16 protein-coding genes are annotated in these 12,830 nt (G+C 72.8%); 11 read left to right on the top strand and 5 right to left on the bottom strand.

All coding sequences use genetic code 11. From position 1 onward, the window contains the following. The first annotated feature begins 128 nt into the window (after positions 1 to 128). Entirely contained in the window at positions 129 to 719 is a 591-nt protein-coding gene (locus ACFU7Y_RS03715; protein ID WP_380766376.1) for a DinB family protein, read from the top strand. 75 nt (positions 720 to 794) lie between these two features. Here ACFU7Y_RS03715 and ACFU7Y_RS03720 read toward each other — a convergent pair whose 3' ends face one another. Further along, positions 795 to 1,235 carry a hypothetical protein gene (locus tag ACFU7Y_RS03720; RefSeq protein ID WP_224283119.1) on the bottom strand — a complete coding sequence of 147 codons (441 nt, stop codon included), beginning with the start codon at positions 1,233 to 1,235 and terminating at the stop codon, positions 795 to 797. A 616-nt stretch (positions 1,236 to 1,851) separates the two neighbouring features. Continuing rightward, positions 1,852 to 2,451, bottom strand: a complete 600-nt coding sequence (locus ACFU7Y_RS03725) for a hypothetical protein (RefSeq protein ID WP_380766377.1) — start codon at positions 2,449 to 2,451, stop codon at positions 1,852 to 1,854. A 256-nt stretch (positions 2,452 to 2,707) separates the two neighbouring features. Here ACFU7Y_RS03725 and ACFU7Y_RS03730 point away from each other — a divergent pair, with 256 nt between their 5' ends. Continuing rightward, the gene (locus ACFU7Y_RS03730) at positions 2,708 to 3,712 is read left to right on the top strand and encodes a hypothetical protein (RefSeq protein ID WP_380766378.1); all 1,005 of its coding nucleotides are present in this window, start codon (positions 2,708 to 2,710) and stop codon (positions 3,710 to 3,712) included. A 138-nt stretch (positions 3,713 to 3,850) separates the two neighbouring features. Here ACFU7Y_RS03730 and ACFU7Y_RS03735 read toward each other — a convergent pair whose 3' ends face one another. Together ACFU7Y_RS03735 and ACFU7Y_RS03740 are read right to left on the bottom strand one after the other, a co-directional pair. After that, on the bottom strand, positions 3,851 to 4,441 hold the full coding sequence (locus ACFU7Y_RS03735) for an isochorismatase family protein (RefSeq protein WP_380766379.1): 591 nt from the start codon (positions 4,439 to 4,441) through the stop codon (positions 3,851 to 3,853). Positions 4,442 to 4,648: 207 nt separating this feature from the next. Then, positions 4,649 to 5,983 carry a nicotinate phosphoribosyltransferase gene (locus ACFU7Y_RS03740; protein ID WP_380766380.1) on the bottom strand — a complete coding sequence of 445 codons (1,335 nt, stop codon included), beginning with the start codon at positions 5,981 to 5,983 and terminating at the stop codon, positions 4,649 to 4,651. Between the two features lie 140 nt (positions 5,984 to 6,123). Between ACFU7Y_RS03740 and clpS the strand changes: the two genes are divergently transcribed. The 7 genes from clpS (at position 6,124) to ACFU7Y_RS03775 (ending at position 10,999) form a co-directional block, all read left to right on the top strand. Next, on the top strand, positions 6,124 to 6,417 hold the full coding sequence (gene clpS, locus ACFU7Y_RS03745) for an ATP-dependent Clp protease adapter ClpS (protein ID WP_224282812.1): 294 nt from the start codon (positions 6,124 to 6,126) through the stop codon (positions 6,415 to 6,417). Positions 6,418 to 6,562: 145 nt separating this feature from the next. Continuing rightward, the gene (locus ACFU7Y_RS03750; RefSeq protein WP_224282813.1) at positions 6,563 to 7,135 is read left to right on the top strand and encodes a DUF2017 domain-containing protein; all 573 of its coding nucleotides are present in this window, start codon (positions 6,563 to 6,565) and stop codon (positions 7,133 to 7,135) included. 199 nt (positions 7,136 to 7,334) lie between these two features. Next, a complete protein-coding gene (locus ACFU7Y_RS03755) occupies positions 7,335 to 8,789 on the top strand; it encodes an amino acid permease (RefSeq protein WP_224282814.1) in 1,455 nt (484 codons plus the stop codon). Positions 8,790 to 8,866: 77 nt separating this feature from the next. Then, the gene (locus tag ACFU7Y_RS03760) at positions 8,867 to 9,298 is read left to right on the top strand and encodes a Mov34/MPN/PAD-1 family protein (RefSeq protein ID WP_224282815.1); all 432 of its coding nucleotides are present in this window, start codon (positions 8,867 to 8,869) and stop codon (positions 9,296 to 9,298) included. A 139-nt stretch (positions 9,299 to 9,437) separates the two neighbouring features. Continuing rightward, positions 9,438 to 9,557, top strand: a complete 120-nt coding sequence (locus ACFU7Y_RS03765) for a putative leader peptide (protein ID WP_374120048.1) — start codon at positions 9,438 to 9,440, stop codon at positions 9,555 to 9,557. 119 nt (positions 9,558 to 9,676) lie between these two features. Next, positions 9,677 to 9,955, top strand: coding sequence for a MoaD/ThiS family protein (locus tag ACFU7Y_RS03770; RefSeq protein ID WP_224282816.1), 279 nt, complete (start codon positions 9,677 to 9,679; stop codon positions 9,953 to 9,955). Between the two features lie 75 nt (positions 9,956 to 10,030). Further along, the gene (locus tag ACFU7Y_RS03775; RefSeq protein WP_380766381.1) at positions 10,031 to 10,999 is read left to right on the top strand and encodes a PLP-dependent cysteine synthase family protein; all 969 of its coding nucleotides are present in this window, start codon (positions 10,031 to 10,033) and stop codon (positions 10,997 to 10,999) included. Between the two features lie 18 nt (positions 11,000 to 11,017). Here ACFU7Y_RS03775 and ACFU7Y_RS03780 read toward each other — a convergent pair whose 3' ends face one another. Continuing rightward, entirely contained in the window at positions 11,018 to 11,476 is a 459-nt protein-coding gene (locus ACFU7Y_RS03780; RefSeq protein ID WP_380766382.1) for a type II toxin-antitoxin system PemK/MazF family toxin, read from the bottom strand. A 186-nt stretch (positions 11,477 to 11,662) separates the two neighbouring features. On the opposite strand from ACFU7Y_RS03780, the gene ACFU7Y_RS03785 reads away from it, so the two are divergent. After that, complete coding sequence (locus ACFU7Y_RS03785; RefSeq protein ID WP_224284985.1) at positions 11,663 to 11,854, top strand: MarR family transcriptional regulator; 192 nt, start codon at positions 11,663 to 11,665, stop codon at positions 11,852 to 11,854. 246 nt (positions 11,855 to 12,100) lie between these two features. Further along, positions 12,101 to 12,830 (top strand): MBL fold metallo-hydrolase (locus ACFU7Y_RS03790; protein WP_380766383.1); only part of this gene is annotated, 730 nt, incomplete at its 3' end.

Genomic DNA, 12,830 nt, shown 5'->3' on the forward strand with positions numbered 1-12,830 from the left:
GCGCGCGGAGATGGGGGCGCGTGATGGGGGACTGCGCCGGGTGAGTGCGCCGGGGGTGGCAGCATTTCGGCGACGGCTGGCGTCATTGCCGCTGGTGGGGGTCCCCGGGCGGCGGAGATGCTGGGCCCATGAGCACTCCTGAGAGCACGCCGGTCGAGAACGCGCCGATCGCCACCACCACCACCGACGGGATCGTCCCGGACACCAAGGACTGGACCTGGGTGCTGGAACGCCCCTGCCCCGACTGCGGGTTGGACACCCCGAAGGTGGTCCGGGAGGACGTCGCCGGGATGGTCCGGGCCAATGCGGAGGGCTGGCTGACGGTGCTGGCGGGGGACGCGGACGGGCTGCGCGGGCGGCCGGCCCCGGGGGTGTGGTCGGACCTGGAGTACGCGTGCCACGTCCGGGACGTCTTCCGGCTGTTCCACGTCCGGCTGAACCTGATGCTGGACCAGGACGGCCCGCTGTTCCCCAACTGGGACCAGGACGAGACGGCCGTCGCCGAGCGCTACGGCGAGCAGGACCCGCGGGTGGTGGCCGGGGAGCTGGAGGAGGCCGCCGAGACGCTTGCCGCGGCCTTCGAGCGGGTGGCCGGCGCGCAGTGGGGGCGGACCGGGAACCGCAGCGACGGGGCGCGGTTCACGGTCGAGTCGTTCTCCCGGTACCTGATCCACGACCCGGTGCACCATCTGTTCGACGTGACGGGCGAGCGGGCCTGAGGCCCTCCCCGGAAGGGCCGCCCCCGGAACGGCCGTCCCCGGAAGGGCCGTCCCCGGAAGGGCCGGGCTGCGGGGTCACCAGCCGGAGGCCTCCCGCAGCATGGTGCGGCGCAGTCGTCCGGCGACGCTGGCGGCGTCGGTGCCGATGACGTCGGCGATCTCGGGGGCGGCGAGGCCGACGACGTAGTGCAGGATCGCCAGGTCGTCGTCGGCCGGGTGGCGGTCCGGGTCGGCGGTCACCTGGCGGGTGTGTTCGGCGACGGTGCCGCGCAGGATCTCCCAGGCGTGCGCGGTCGGGTTGGAGCTGCCCATCAACTCCCGCCAGTTCACCGCGATTTCCGCGAAGGCCTGCTGGACGGCGATGGCCGCGGCGCTGTGCTCGGTCAGCCACACGCGCGCGTAGCTGAGGTACCGGGGGCGGTGGAGTTCGCAGAACGCGGTGAACTCCAGTGGTACGTCCGCCGGCTCGCCGGGCCCCGGGGGCGGCTCGGCTGAACTCTCGTGACGGTTGGTCATCTCGGCTTCTCGGAAAGGGAGATGGGTTTCTGGCGGTCGATCATCTGTGCTCACTCTACGGTAGGCCCTAGGTGCGCTGGGTGACCAATCCGATGGAATGCCCGGAACCCGCCGCCGCCAGGCCGGTTCCGGTGGCGACCGGCGTCGGGCACGGCGGCGGGACGGCCGGGCGGGGGCCGGCGGGGCGGTGCTGCACAGTGGCGGGAGAGTCGTAGGTGCGAGCGCGTCGCAGCTGGTCAGCCGGTGTGGGACGGCTGTGACTGCAAGGCAGTTGATGTGCCACCGTAGGCCCTGAGGAGGCTGGCGTCCACGCTCAGGGCGTGAACCTGTGCCCGCACAACCACCCGCACAACCGTACTCACGATCATCGCGAAGATCACCACGGACGGGGTCATGGTCGTCACCACGGTGACGCCGCGCTGCGCGGGTGGACGGCGTGGGCGGGACGGGCGCGCTGCGGACGTGCCGGACGGGCGCTTGCCGCGCCCCGGGGCGGCGGAGCGGGCGCCGGTCCGGGTGGCCCCGCGACTGCCGGCGGTCACCGTGCACATCGACCGCGCCCCGGCGGTCTGGACCGGACCGGCCGGGGCGGGAGGACGGGCGGAGCGGCCGCCCGTCAGGAGGTCGTCCGGGCCTCCGTGGAGGAGATCCGGTCGGCGGCGGTGTCCCGCTCGACCTGGGTGGGGAACGCCTCGACGGCCCGTCGCCGGACCGCCTGTGCCGCTGCGGCAGCCGCGGCCGCAGCCGCCGCAGCTGCTCCGGCGGCGGCCTCCTCGCGCTCGCACCGGTGCGCCGCGCCCGTGGCGCGTGCTCCGGGGGCGTGCCCGCCGCCCGTGAGCGCCCCGGAGGCGCGCCCCCCGGTGGTCGGTCCTGCCGCTCGTCGTCGGCGGCCGAGCGTGGCCCGGGCGGCGTGTTCCTCGGCGGCCTGTCTCGCGGCCAGGTAGGCCTGCACGGCCGCCATGCCGTAGACGGGCTGGATGAGTTGGTGCCCCTTGAAGAAGGGTCTGGCCGGGGCGAACCCGGCGGCGACCACGAGGTCGCGGATCTCTGCTATCTCGGCCTCACTGCGGGCGGTGAAGCGGACCTCCCAGCCCTTCTTGTACGTATGGCCCTTCTCGCCGCTGCGACGGGCGGGGTCCGGGCGGCGGACGTATCCGGGCAGGCGGCCGAGGCGGAGCTGGGCCGCGCGGAGGCCGGCGGTCTCGTCACGTGACATGACGTAAGCCTAGGCAATTCCCGGGGTGCGATTGACGCCTTGGGGGTCCCTCGCCGTATGCCCTTGGTCACTCTGGGTCAGGCGACCAGGTTGGCGATCGTTCTCGATCACATATGACAACCTGATGAGCGTCAATTACTCCAAATGAGTGAGGGTATGAGGACTTTAGTGCGGGCTGATCCCGGTTTCGCGACGGTTGAGTAACAGTGCATCAGGCCCCCGGTCGCCGGTCCGGGCGGTTGGGGATGGTGTCGGCATGAGCTACCGGATTCCGTCGCCGCCGCCGTCCCTGGAGGAACTGGCGAAGCGTCAGCAGAACGTCGTCACCGCGAGCCAGCTGCGCGCCCGGGGCGTGCCGGCCCGGATCATCACCGAGCACTGCCGCCGGGGCGGCCCCTGGCGGCGGATGCTGCCCCGGGTCTACCTGCTGCAGTCCGCCGAGCCCACCCCGGAGCAGCGGATGTGGGTCGCGCTGCTGTACGCCGCGCAGAACGGCCGCGAGGAGGGTCGCCGGGAGGGCGCGGTGATCACCGGCGCGGCCGCGCTGGCCCTGTACGGCTTCACCGTCGTGCCCCGGCTGCCCGCGGTGACCGAGGTGGACGTCCTGGTGCCCCGGCAGCGCCGGCTGAAGGACGTCGGCGAGGTGCGGATCCGGCGCACCGAACGGGAGTTGGTGGCCCGCTCGGTGCACGGGCTGGCCTGTGCGCCGGTGGCCCGGGCGGTCGCCGACGCGTTGGCCGAGTGGACGGCGGAGCCGGGGCACTCGGCGCCGGTGCGCGAGGTGCTGCGGGAGGCCGTCGCCCTGCCCGACAACCTCTGCACCGCACGGGAGTTGGTGGTCGAGCTCACCGATTCCGGGCTGACCGGCGAGCCCCGGGTGCGAGCCGCACTGGACGAACTGCTCGCCGCAGAGCGCGACCTGGTGCTGGATCAACTCGGTCGCCTGGTGGACGAGTGGCTGCTGCCCGCCCCGCTGAACGCCCCCGAGCTGCGGATGCGCGGCGGCACGTACATCGCCGTCCCGGACCTCTACTGGCCGGAGCGGGGCGTCGCGGTGGAGGTGGACTCGGAGCTGCGCTGCGTGAGCGAGGGCGAGGCCGCCTGGGTGCGCGGCGGCCAGCACCGGATGGAGTACCTGGGCATCCGGGTGGTGTACGTCTCCGGGGCCGGGCTGGCAGCCGACCCGGACGCGGTCGGCGGCGAACTGCGTGAGGCGTACCGGGTCGGCGGGACGGACATGGTGGAGCTGCTGGTGGTCTGAGCCGGCCCGGAGCCCGACCGGACCGTGGAGCCGCACCCGACGGCACCGTGAGCACGCTCCGGCGACCGCGGAGCCGCACCGACGGCACCGCACCCACGGTCCCGCGACCGCGGAGCCGCAGCACGGCCCCGGAATCCGCTACGAACGGACCACCGGTGTGCCGACCAGCTCGACCCCGGCCGCCCTCAGCTCCGCCAGCGCGGCGGCGGTGGTCTCCGGGTGCACCCCGGCGGTGAGGTCCAGCAGCACCCGGGTGGTGAAGCCCGCCCGGGCGGCGTCCAGCGCGGTTGCCCGGACGCAGTGGTCGGTGGCGATGCCGACCACGTCGACCTCGTCGACCTGCCGTTCGCGCAGCCACTCCACCAGGCCGCGGTTGTTCTCGTCCAGCCCCTCGAAGCCGCTGTACGCCGCCGAGTGGGCGCCCTTGTCGAAGACCGCCTCGACCGCGCCGGAGATGACGGCGGGCGCGAAGTTGGGGTGGAAGCCCACGCCCTCGGTGCCGGCCACGCAGTGCGGTGGCCAGCTGTCGACGTAGTCCGGCTCGGCGGAGAAGTGGTCGCCCGGGTCGATGTGGTGGTCGCGGGTGGCGAGGATGTGCTGGTAGCCGGGGGAGGACTCGGCGATCAGGTCGGTGATGTCGGCGGCCACCTCGGCGCCGCCGGCGACGGCCAGGCTGCCGCCCTCGCAGAAGTCGTTCTGCACGTCGACGACGATCAGTGCCCGGTGCATGGCTTGCATCCTCGGATCTCGGGGGCCCGCGGGAGGCGGCGCCCCGGTGGAGGGAGCCCTCGGGAGTGCGCGGCCCGGCCGTGCCGGGCGCGGGGGGTCCTCGGGGAGCTCCGGGGGAACTCGGGGAACTCTACGGCTGACTCTAGGGAGTGGCGGGCGGGGGCGGAAGCCCCGGAGCCGGTCCGGTGGCCCGGCCCCGGGCTCCGCTCAGTGGGCCGGCCCGGCGGGCAGGAGCAGTTCGGTCGGCAGGACCGGGTCGCCCTTGGACAGCTGGGTGGCGGACAGCGGCAGCGCGGCGCGGGCGCGCACGTGCCGGTCGCGGGCGGCGCTCAGCGGTTCCCGGCCGACGGTCTCGCCGGACAGCACCAGCGGCACCTGCATCAGGTGCGGCCGCAGTTCGTCCGGGACGGGCCCGGTGCCGACCACCTCGGCCTCGGCCACGCCGTCGGTGTCGGGTCGGCGGGCCGCCCACTTGCGGCCGCCGATGCTGGTCTTGCCGCCGGCCGCGCGCTTGGCCACCGGCACCATCGGGCCGCCGTCGGCCCCGGCCCGGGCGACCAGCTTGTAGACCATCGCGCAGGTCGGGTGTCCGCTGCCGGTGACGAGGCTGGTGCCGACGCCGTAGCCGTCCACGGGGGCGGCGGCCAGGGCGGCGATCGCGTACTCGTCCAGGTCCGAGGTGACGATGATCCTGGTCCGGTCGGCGCCGAGTTCGTCCAGCTGGCGGCGGACCCGGTGGGCCAGCAGGGTGAGGTCGCCGGAGTCGATCCGGACGGCGCCGAGTTCGGGGCCGGCCACCTCGACCGCGGTGTGCACGGCCTCGCGCAGGTCGAAGGTGTCGACCAGCAGGGTGGTGCCCTTGCCCATGGAGGCTATCTGCGCCGTGAAGGCGTCCCGCTCGCTGTCGTGCACCAGCGTGAAGGCGTGCGCGGCGGTGCCGGTGGTCGGGATGCCGTGGGTGAAGCCGGCCTCCAGGTCGGAGGTGGCGACGAAGCCGGCCACGTAGGCCGCCCGGGCGGCGGCGACGGCGGACTGCTCGTGGGCCCGGCGGGCGCCCATCTCGATCACCGGGCGGCCGCCGGCGGCGGCGGTCATCCGGGAGGCGGCGGCCGCGATGGCCGAGTCGTGGTTGAGGATCGAGAGGATCACCGTCTCCAGGATCACCGCCTCGGCGAAGCTGCCCTCGATGGTGAGCAGCGGCGAGCCGGGGAAGTAGACCTCCCCCTCGGGGTAGCCGTGGATGTCGCCGCGGAAGCGGTAGTCGGCGAGGAAGCGCAGGGTGTCCTCGTCGACCACGTCCTGGTCGGCCAGCCAGTCCAGCTGCGGGGTGGTGAAGCGGAAGTTCTCGACGGCGTCCAGCACCCGGCCGGTGCCGGCCATGACACCGTAGCGGCGGCCGTTCGGCAGGCGGCGGGTGAACACCTCGAAGACGGAGCGGCGGTGTGCGGCCCCGCTGCGCAGGGCGGCCTGCAGCATGGTGAGCTCGTAGCGGTCGGTGAGCAGGGCGGTCGAGCCGGCCGCTCGCACGGAAGTGGCGTCCATACGGATGATGCTACTACCACTTAGCGTCAGAGTGACGATTTCTCGTCGAGTGCGGTGGGCCGGAATCGCTCGGGTGTCCCCCGGATGGCAGCATGGGGCATGAGGGGTTACGGACGACTGTGCAGCGAGGAGGACCCGGCGTGAGCGTCGCGCCCGTGGAGATCGAGCGCCCGGAGGTCGAGGGGCTGCCGGCGACCGAGCCGGACACGCCCTGGGTGACCATCGTGCACAACGACCCGGTCAACCTGATGAGCTATGTCCAGTACGTCTTCCAGGCCTACTTCGGCTACCCGAAGGACAAGGCCCGGAAGCTGATGATGGACGTCCACACCAAGGGTCGGGCGGTGGTCTCCAGCGGGTCCCGCGAGGAGATGGAGCGCGACGTCCAGGCGATGCACGGCTACGGCCTCTGGGCGACGCTGCAGCACGACTGACGCCGACCCGACCGGCGCCGGCAGGACGGGCGCCGGCTCGGCGGACGCCGACCCGACCGGCGCAGGGGCGACCGGCACCGACCGGACCGGTGCCGGAGCGCCGGCCGTACGACCGAAGACGACGAAGACGGGCTGACCGATACAGATGGCTGGGTTGTTCGAGAGCACCGGCGGTGGCGGCGCGGCGATCGCGCTGGACGAGTGGGAGGCCTCCATCCTGCGCTCGCTGGAAGTGCAGTTGCTGGAGCTGATCGGCCCCGGCCCGGGCGGGGAGGGCGGCGACCCGCTGGCCGCCTTGTTCGCCGAGGGCCCGACCGAGGCGCCCGCCGACCCGGTGCTGGCCCGGCTCTTCCCGGACGCCTACCGCGACCCGGAGAAGCCGGAGGGCGAGGAGGCCAGGATCGCGTCCGGGGAGTTCCGTCGCTTCACCGAGCTGGACCTGCGGGCCCGCAAGCGGGACGACGCGCTGTTCGTCGTCCGGGCGCTGGACGGCCTCGGCGACGGCGGGGTGCTCAAGCTGGCCGCACCCGAGTGCCTTCGCTGGCTGGGCGCGCTGAACGACCTGCGGCTGGCCGTCGGCGTCCGGCTGGAGGTCTCCGAGGACGACGAGGACGGCCTCTACGAGTTGCCGGACGGTGACGAGCGCAAGCCGTTGGTGATGGCCTACCTGTGGCTGGGCGCCCTGCAGGAGTCGCTGCTGGAGGCGATGGCGGACTGAGCCCGGCGGGAGATCCTGCCCGATTCCGGGCAAGCCCCGGCCATTTCGTCCAGAATATGGACGATCGGCCGGGGCATTTCTTATGAAAATCGGGCAAAACATACCAGGTCATGCTCAAATAACGCTCAGATGGACACCGTTATACGAACTTCGCGTGGTACGACTTCTCCACCCCCGAGACCGACCAGGACGGTGCACCATGGCCGAGAAGTCGTACGACGACATCGTCGACAGCACGCCGGATGCGGAGGGCTACGAGCGCGGGCTCGGCAGCCGCCAGATCCAGATGATCGCGATCGGCGGCGCGATCGGCACCGGCCTGTTCCTCGGCGCGGGCACCGCGATCTCCCGCTCCGGCCCGAGCCTGATCCTCTCCTACGCCGTCGCCGGCCTGGTGATCTTCGTGATCATGCGGGCGCTCGGCGAACTGCTCACCTACCGCCCGGTCTCCGGCAGCTTCGCCGAGTACGCCCGCGAGTTCCTCGGCCCCTTCGCCGGGTACGTGACCGGCTGGACGTACTGGCTGTTCTGGGTCGTCACCGGCATGGCGGAGACCACCGCCGCCGCTGTCTACGTGCGGTTCTGGGCGCCCGACATACCGCAGTGGATCAGTGCGCTGACCTTCCTGGTCCTGCTCTACGCGGCCAACCTGATCTCGGTGAAGCTGTTCGGCGAGATCGAGTTCTGGTTCTCCATGGTCAAGGTCACCGCCATCATCGGCATGATCCTGATCGGCGTCGGGGTGCTGACCCTCGGCTTCAGCAAGGCCGGTGACACCGCGTCGATCGGCCACCTCTGGCAGGACGGCGGCTTCTTCCCCCAGGGCATCGGCTCCACCGTGATGACCCTCCAGATCGTCATGTTCGCCTACCTGGGCGTCGAGTTGGTCGGCGTCACCGCGGGCGAGAGCGAGAACCCCGAGAAGACCCTGCCGCGCGCCATCAACACCCTGCCCTGGCGGATCGCGCTGTTCTACATCGGCGCCCTGGTGGTCATCCTCTCGCTCGTGCCGTGGACCGAATTCCAGCCCGGCGTCAGCCCGTTCGTCGCCGCCTTCGGCAAGATCGGCATCCCGGCGGCGGCCGGCATCATCAACTTCGTGGTGCTCACCGCGGCGCTCTCCTCCTGCAACTCCGGGATGTACTCCACCGGCCGCATGCTGCGCGACCTCGCGCTGAGCGGCCAGGCCCCGCGGCGGCTCACCAGGCTCAACGCCCGCCGCACCCCGGCCTTCGCGATCACCGCCTCCTGCCTGCTGATGGGCGTCGGCGTGTTGCTCAACTACGTCGTCCCGGCACGGGCGTTCGAGTACATCACCTCGGTCGCCACGGTCTGCGGCCTGTGGACCTGGGCGATGATCCTGATCTCCCAGATCCGCTACCGCCGGGCCTGGCGGGCCGGCCACCTGCCGCCGCCCACCTTCAAGGCGCCCGGCGGCGCCTGGGTCAGCGGGGCCGCGCTCGCCTTCCTCGCCCTGGTCGTGGTGCTGATCGGCCTGGACCGGGACAACCGGGTCTCGCTGTTCGTCTTCCCGGGCTGGGCCCTGCTGTTGGTGATCGGCTACCGGGTGCTCAAGCGCCGCGACCCGCAGGCCGTCCGCGGCGCCGCCCCGGACCGGGCGCCCGCCCGCGACGGGAACGTGGACGCCCACTGACCGCCTGACCGCGCCTCGGACGCCCCGGCGCCCGGACACCCGTTCTGGGCCCGCCGGGGCGTGGCTATCCTGACCGCATGCTGACCATCACCCGAGAACTCCGCGACCGGATCGTGGCCCACGCCCGCGCCGACCACCCGGACGAGGCCTGCGGCGTGGTCGCCGGACCGGCCGGCAGCGGACGGCCCGAGCGGTTCATCCCGATGCTCAACGCCGCCCGCTCGCCCACCTTCTACGAGTTCGACTCGGGCGACCTGCTCAAGCTCTACCGCGAGATGGACGACCGGGACGAGGAGCCGGTGATCGTCTACCACTCGCACACCGCCACCGAGGCCTACCCCTCGCGCACCGACGTGCGCTACGCCTCCGAGCCGTTCGCCCACTACGTCCTGGTCTCCACCGCCGAGGGCAACGGCGAGGAGGACCCGTACCAGTTCCGTTCGTTCCGCATCGTGGACGGCGAGATCACGGAGGAAGACGTGCAGGTGGTCGAGGCCTACCCGGCCTGACCGGTGCGCCCGCGGACCCGGCCCGCCGACTCCTGGCGAAGGGGTGGCGGGCCGCCGTCGTCTCAGCCCTGGGGACGCGAACATCCGGATCCCGAGACGGGCATGTCCGAGCGGGCCCGGGAATCTATACGATGAACCCATGCGTTCCGTCGATGTGAGCACTCAGGCCCCGGGCACCCGCCTCGTGGCGCGCCTGCACATCGACCTGTGCCGGCACGCCGGCGCGATCTGTCCCGGTACGTCCGCGCGCTCGCGCTGAGAGCCGCTTCGCACCTCACCCGGGGCCCGTCGCCCTCCGGCGCCGCCGAGCCCCCGGGCGCCCGCCCTGCCGCGTCCGCTGCGGCCCACCCACTCCACGACTCGCACAGGAGCGCACTCATGGCCATCGAGGTCCGCATCCCGACCATCCTCCGCACCTACACCGACGGTGCCAAGGCCGTCGAAGGCAACGGCAGCAACCTCGGGGAACTCTTCACCGACCTCGACGCCCGCCACCCGGGCATCGCCGCCCGACTGGTCGAGGGCGGCGAGCTGCGCCGCTTCGTCAACGTCTACCTGAACGACGAGGACGTCCGCTTCCTGGAGGGCATCTCCACCGCCGTCGCCGACGGCGACAGCGTCACCATCCTGCCCGCCGTGGCCGGCGGCGCCCGCTGAAGTCCCGGGCTCCCCCCGCCGCCCACGGTGGGGGAGCCGCTCCTCCACCCCCACCGCCTTGGCCGGAGGCCTCCCTTGCGTTACGACAGCCCGCTCGAAGCCGTCGGCAACACCCCGCTGGTCCGCCTGCCGAGGCTGTCCGCCGCCCTCCCCGGCAACGCCGAGGGCCTGGTCAGCCTGTGGGCCAAGCTGGAGGACCGCAACCCCACCGGCTCGATCAAGGACCGCCCGGCCCTGCACATGATCGAGCGCGCCGAGGCCGACGGCCGGCTCACCCCCGGCTGCACCGTCCTGGAGCCCACCAGCGGCAACACCGGCATCTCGCTGGCCATGGCCGCCAAGCTCAAGGGCTACCGGATGGTCTGCGTGATGCCCGAGAACACCAGCGAGGAGCGGCGCGAACTGCTCCGCATGTGGGGCGCCGAGATCATCTCCTCCCCGGCCGCCGGCGGCTCCAACACCGCCGTCCGGATCGCCAAGGAGATCGCCGCCGAGCACCCCGACTGGGTCATGCTCTACCAGTACGGCAACCCCGACAACGCGGGCGCCCACTACACCGGCACCGGCCCCGAGATCCTCGCCGACCTGCCGACCGTCACCCACTTCGTGGCCGGCCTCGGCACCACCGGCACCCTGATGGGCGTCGGCCGCTACCTGCGCGAGAAGGTCCCCGGCGTGAAGATCGTCGCCGCCGAGCCGCGCTACGACGACCTGGTGTACGGGCTGCGCAACCTGGACGAGGGCTTCGTCCCCGAGCTGTACGACGCCGAGGTGCTCACCACCCGCTTCTCGGTCGGCTCCGCGGACGCCGTCCGCCGCACCCGTGAACTCCTCCAGCAGGAGGGCATCTTCGCGGGCGTCTCGACCGGCGCCATCCTGCACGCGGCGATCGGCGTCGGTCGCAAGGCGGCGGCCGCGGGGGAGCGCGCGGACATCGTCTTCGTGGTCGCCGACGGAGGGTGGAAGTACCTGTCCACCGGCATCTACACCGCCGAGTCCACCGAGGCCGCGGTCGAGGCGCTGCAGGGCCAGCTCTGGGCGTAGGGCGCACCTGCCAGATCCCTAACGGCCTTCCAGCACCTTCCGGGTGCGGGCCCAGACCTGCCGGTCCACCGTGCCGGCCCGGCGGCGGAAGGCCGACAGCGGCACCTCCCGCAGCTCGTCGGTCTCCAGCCAACTGGTCCGGTCCTGCCGGTCGCCCACCGAACCGGGCGGCAGCGGCAGCACGCCCGGGCGTTCGGCGTGGTGCTTGCTGGTGATCTTCGCGACGGTGGCGGTCCGGCCGTGCACCCGCAGCACCAGGCACGGGCGGTCCTTGGACCCGGGCCCGTCCTCGAACGGCACCTGCGCCCACCAGATCTCCTGCGGTTCCGGGCCGGCCCCCGTCCGCGGCCGCGGACGGGTCGGCCCGGCCGGGCGCGGGGCCGGACGGGTGCGCCGCACCAGCGCCGCCGCGGCGGCGGCCAGCAGCGCGACGCCCAGCAGCGACAGGACGAGCCAGGTAGCGGTCATGCCGTTCATGCGGCGAACCGTACCGGGCCGAGGGTGAACGCCACCACCGCGGCGGCCGTGACGATTGGGCAATTGTCCGCGCATTGCCCCCGGTTCGTCACGGAACTGCCACAATGCCCGTTCTGTGCCCGGAGCTCCGACCGGCCCGGCCAGGCTGCGTCACGAACGTCCGCCCCCGTCCCCGGAGGTGCCCCCGTGACCCGTGGCCCCGAGCTGTGGTCCTGCGCCGAGATCGCCCGTCACATCAACGTCCGGCCCGCGACCGTCCGCAGCTACCGCAGGCACCGGCTGCTGCCCGACCCGGACGTGATCGACGGCAACGGCCACCCGCGCTGGTACCCCTCCACCATCCGCAGCTGGGCCCGCAATCGGCCCGGTCGCCGCTGATCCCCGGCCCGTCAACCGCCCCCCGCTCCCGCCCCGGGCGTTCTGGTGATTCCGCCCACAGCCCGGCACGGAGACGGGGGCAAAGTGCCGCTCCGCCCTTACCCTCGACACACCAATGCAGTGCCACCGGCCGGTCCACCGGCCCCGGCCTGCCGTTTTCCATGCTGTTTTCCACGCGGTTCCGGTGGAGGACGGCGATGCCGTTTTCCAGCAGCAGCCAGGATGTGTCGGGGCGGAGGGGCTCGGATGAAACTGACCGTGGTGGGGTGCTCGGGGAGCTTCCCGTCCGCCGACTCGCCCTGCTCCAGCTACCTGGTCGAGGCCGAGGGCTACCGCGTCGTCCTCGACCTCGGCAACGGAGCCCTCGGCGCCCTCCAGAGGTACACCGGCCTCTACGACGTCGACGCCGTCCTGCTCAGCCACCTGCACGCCGACCACTGCGTCGACCTCTGCGCCTACTGGGTGGCCCGCAACTACCGCGCCGAGGGCTGCCCCGAACTGCTGCCCGTGTACGGTCCGGCCGGCACCGCCGAGCGGCTCGCCCGCGCCTACGACATGCCGGAGAATCCCGGGATGAAGGAGGTGTTCGAGTTCCGCACCCTCACCCCCGGCAGCTTCGGACTCGGCCCGTTCCGGATCACCGTCGCCCAGGTCAACCACCCCGTCGACGCCTTCGCCTTCCGGCTGGAGCACGGCGGCCGCTCGCTGGTCTACAGCGGGGACACCGGCGAGAGCGCCGAACTCGTCGAACTCGCCCGCGACACCGACCTCTTCCTCTGCGAGGCCGCGTACATCGACGGACGCGACACCTACCAGGCCGTCCACCTCAACGGCCGCGAGGCGGGCGAGCACGCCGCCGCGGCCGGCGCCCGCCGGCTCGTCCTCACCCACATCCCCCCGTGGACCGACGCCGAGCACAACCGCCGGGACGCCGCGGCCGTCTACCCCGGCCCGGTCGAGATCGCCCGGGCCGGTG

This window comes from Kitasatospora sp. NPDC057542, from assembly GCF_042801945.1.
Classification (GTDB): Bacteria; Actinomycetota; Actinomycetes; order Streptomycetales; family Streptomycetaceae; genus Kitasatospora.

Excerpts from the sequence above, each read along its gene's own strand:
- ACFU7Y_RS03770 (WP_224282816.1), top strand. The coding sequence starts at position 9,677 with ATGGCCATCGAGGTCCGCATCCCGACCATCCTCCGCACCTACACCGAC.
- ACFU7Y_RS03780 (WP_380766382.1), bottom strand. The coding sequence starts at position 11,476 with ATGAACGGCATGACCGCTACCTGGCTCGTCCTGTCGCTGCTGGGCGTC.
- ACFU7Y_RS03760 (WP_224282815.1), top strand. The coding sequence starts at position 8,867 with ATGCTGACCATCACCCGAGAACTCCGCGACCGGATCGTGGCCCACGCC.
- ACFU7Y_RS03765 (WP_374120048.1), top strand. The coding sequence starts at position 9,438 with ATGCGTTCCGTCGATGTGAGCACTCAGGCCCCGGGCACCCGCCTCGTG.
- ACFU7Y_RS03725 (WP_380766377.1), bottom strand. The coding sequence starts at position 2,451 with ATGTCACGTGACGAGACCGCCGGCCTCCGCGCGGCCCAGCTCCGCCTC.
- ACFU7Y_RS03730 (WP_380766378.1), top strand. The coding sequence starts at position 2,708 with ATGAGCTACCGGATTCCGTCGCCGCCGCCGTCCCTGGAGGAACTGGCG.
- ACFU7Y_RS03750 (WP_224282813.1), top strand. The coding sequence starts at position 6,563 with ATGGCTGGGTTGTTCGAGAGCACCGGCGGTGGCGGCGCGGCGATCGCG.
- ACFU7Y_RS03755 (WP_224282814.1), top strand. The coding sequence starts at position 7,335 with ATGGCCGAGAAGTCGTACGACGACATCGTCGACAGCACGCCGGATGCG.
- ACFU7Y_RS03735 (WP_380766379.1), bottom strand. The coding sequence starts at position 4,441 with ATGCACCGGGCACTGATCGTCGTCGACGTGCAGAACGACTTCTGCGAG.
- ACFU7Y_RS03715 (WP_380766376.1), top strand. The coding sequence starts at position 129 with ATGAGCACTCCTGAGAGCACGCCGGTCGAGAACGCGCCGATCGCCACC.
- ACFU7Y_RS03720 (WP_224283119.1), bottom strand. The coding sequence starts at position 1,235 with ATGACCAACCGTCACGAGAGTTCAGCCGAGCCGCCCCCGGGGCCCGGC.
- ACFU7Y_RS03740 (WP_380766380.1), bottom strand. The coding sequence starts at position 5,983 with ATGGACGCCACTTCCGTGCGAGCGGCCGGCTCGACCGCCCTGCTCACC.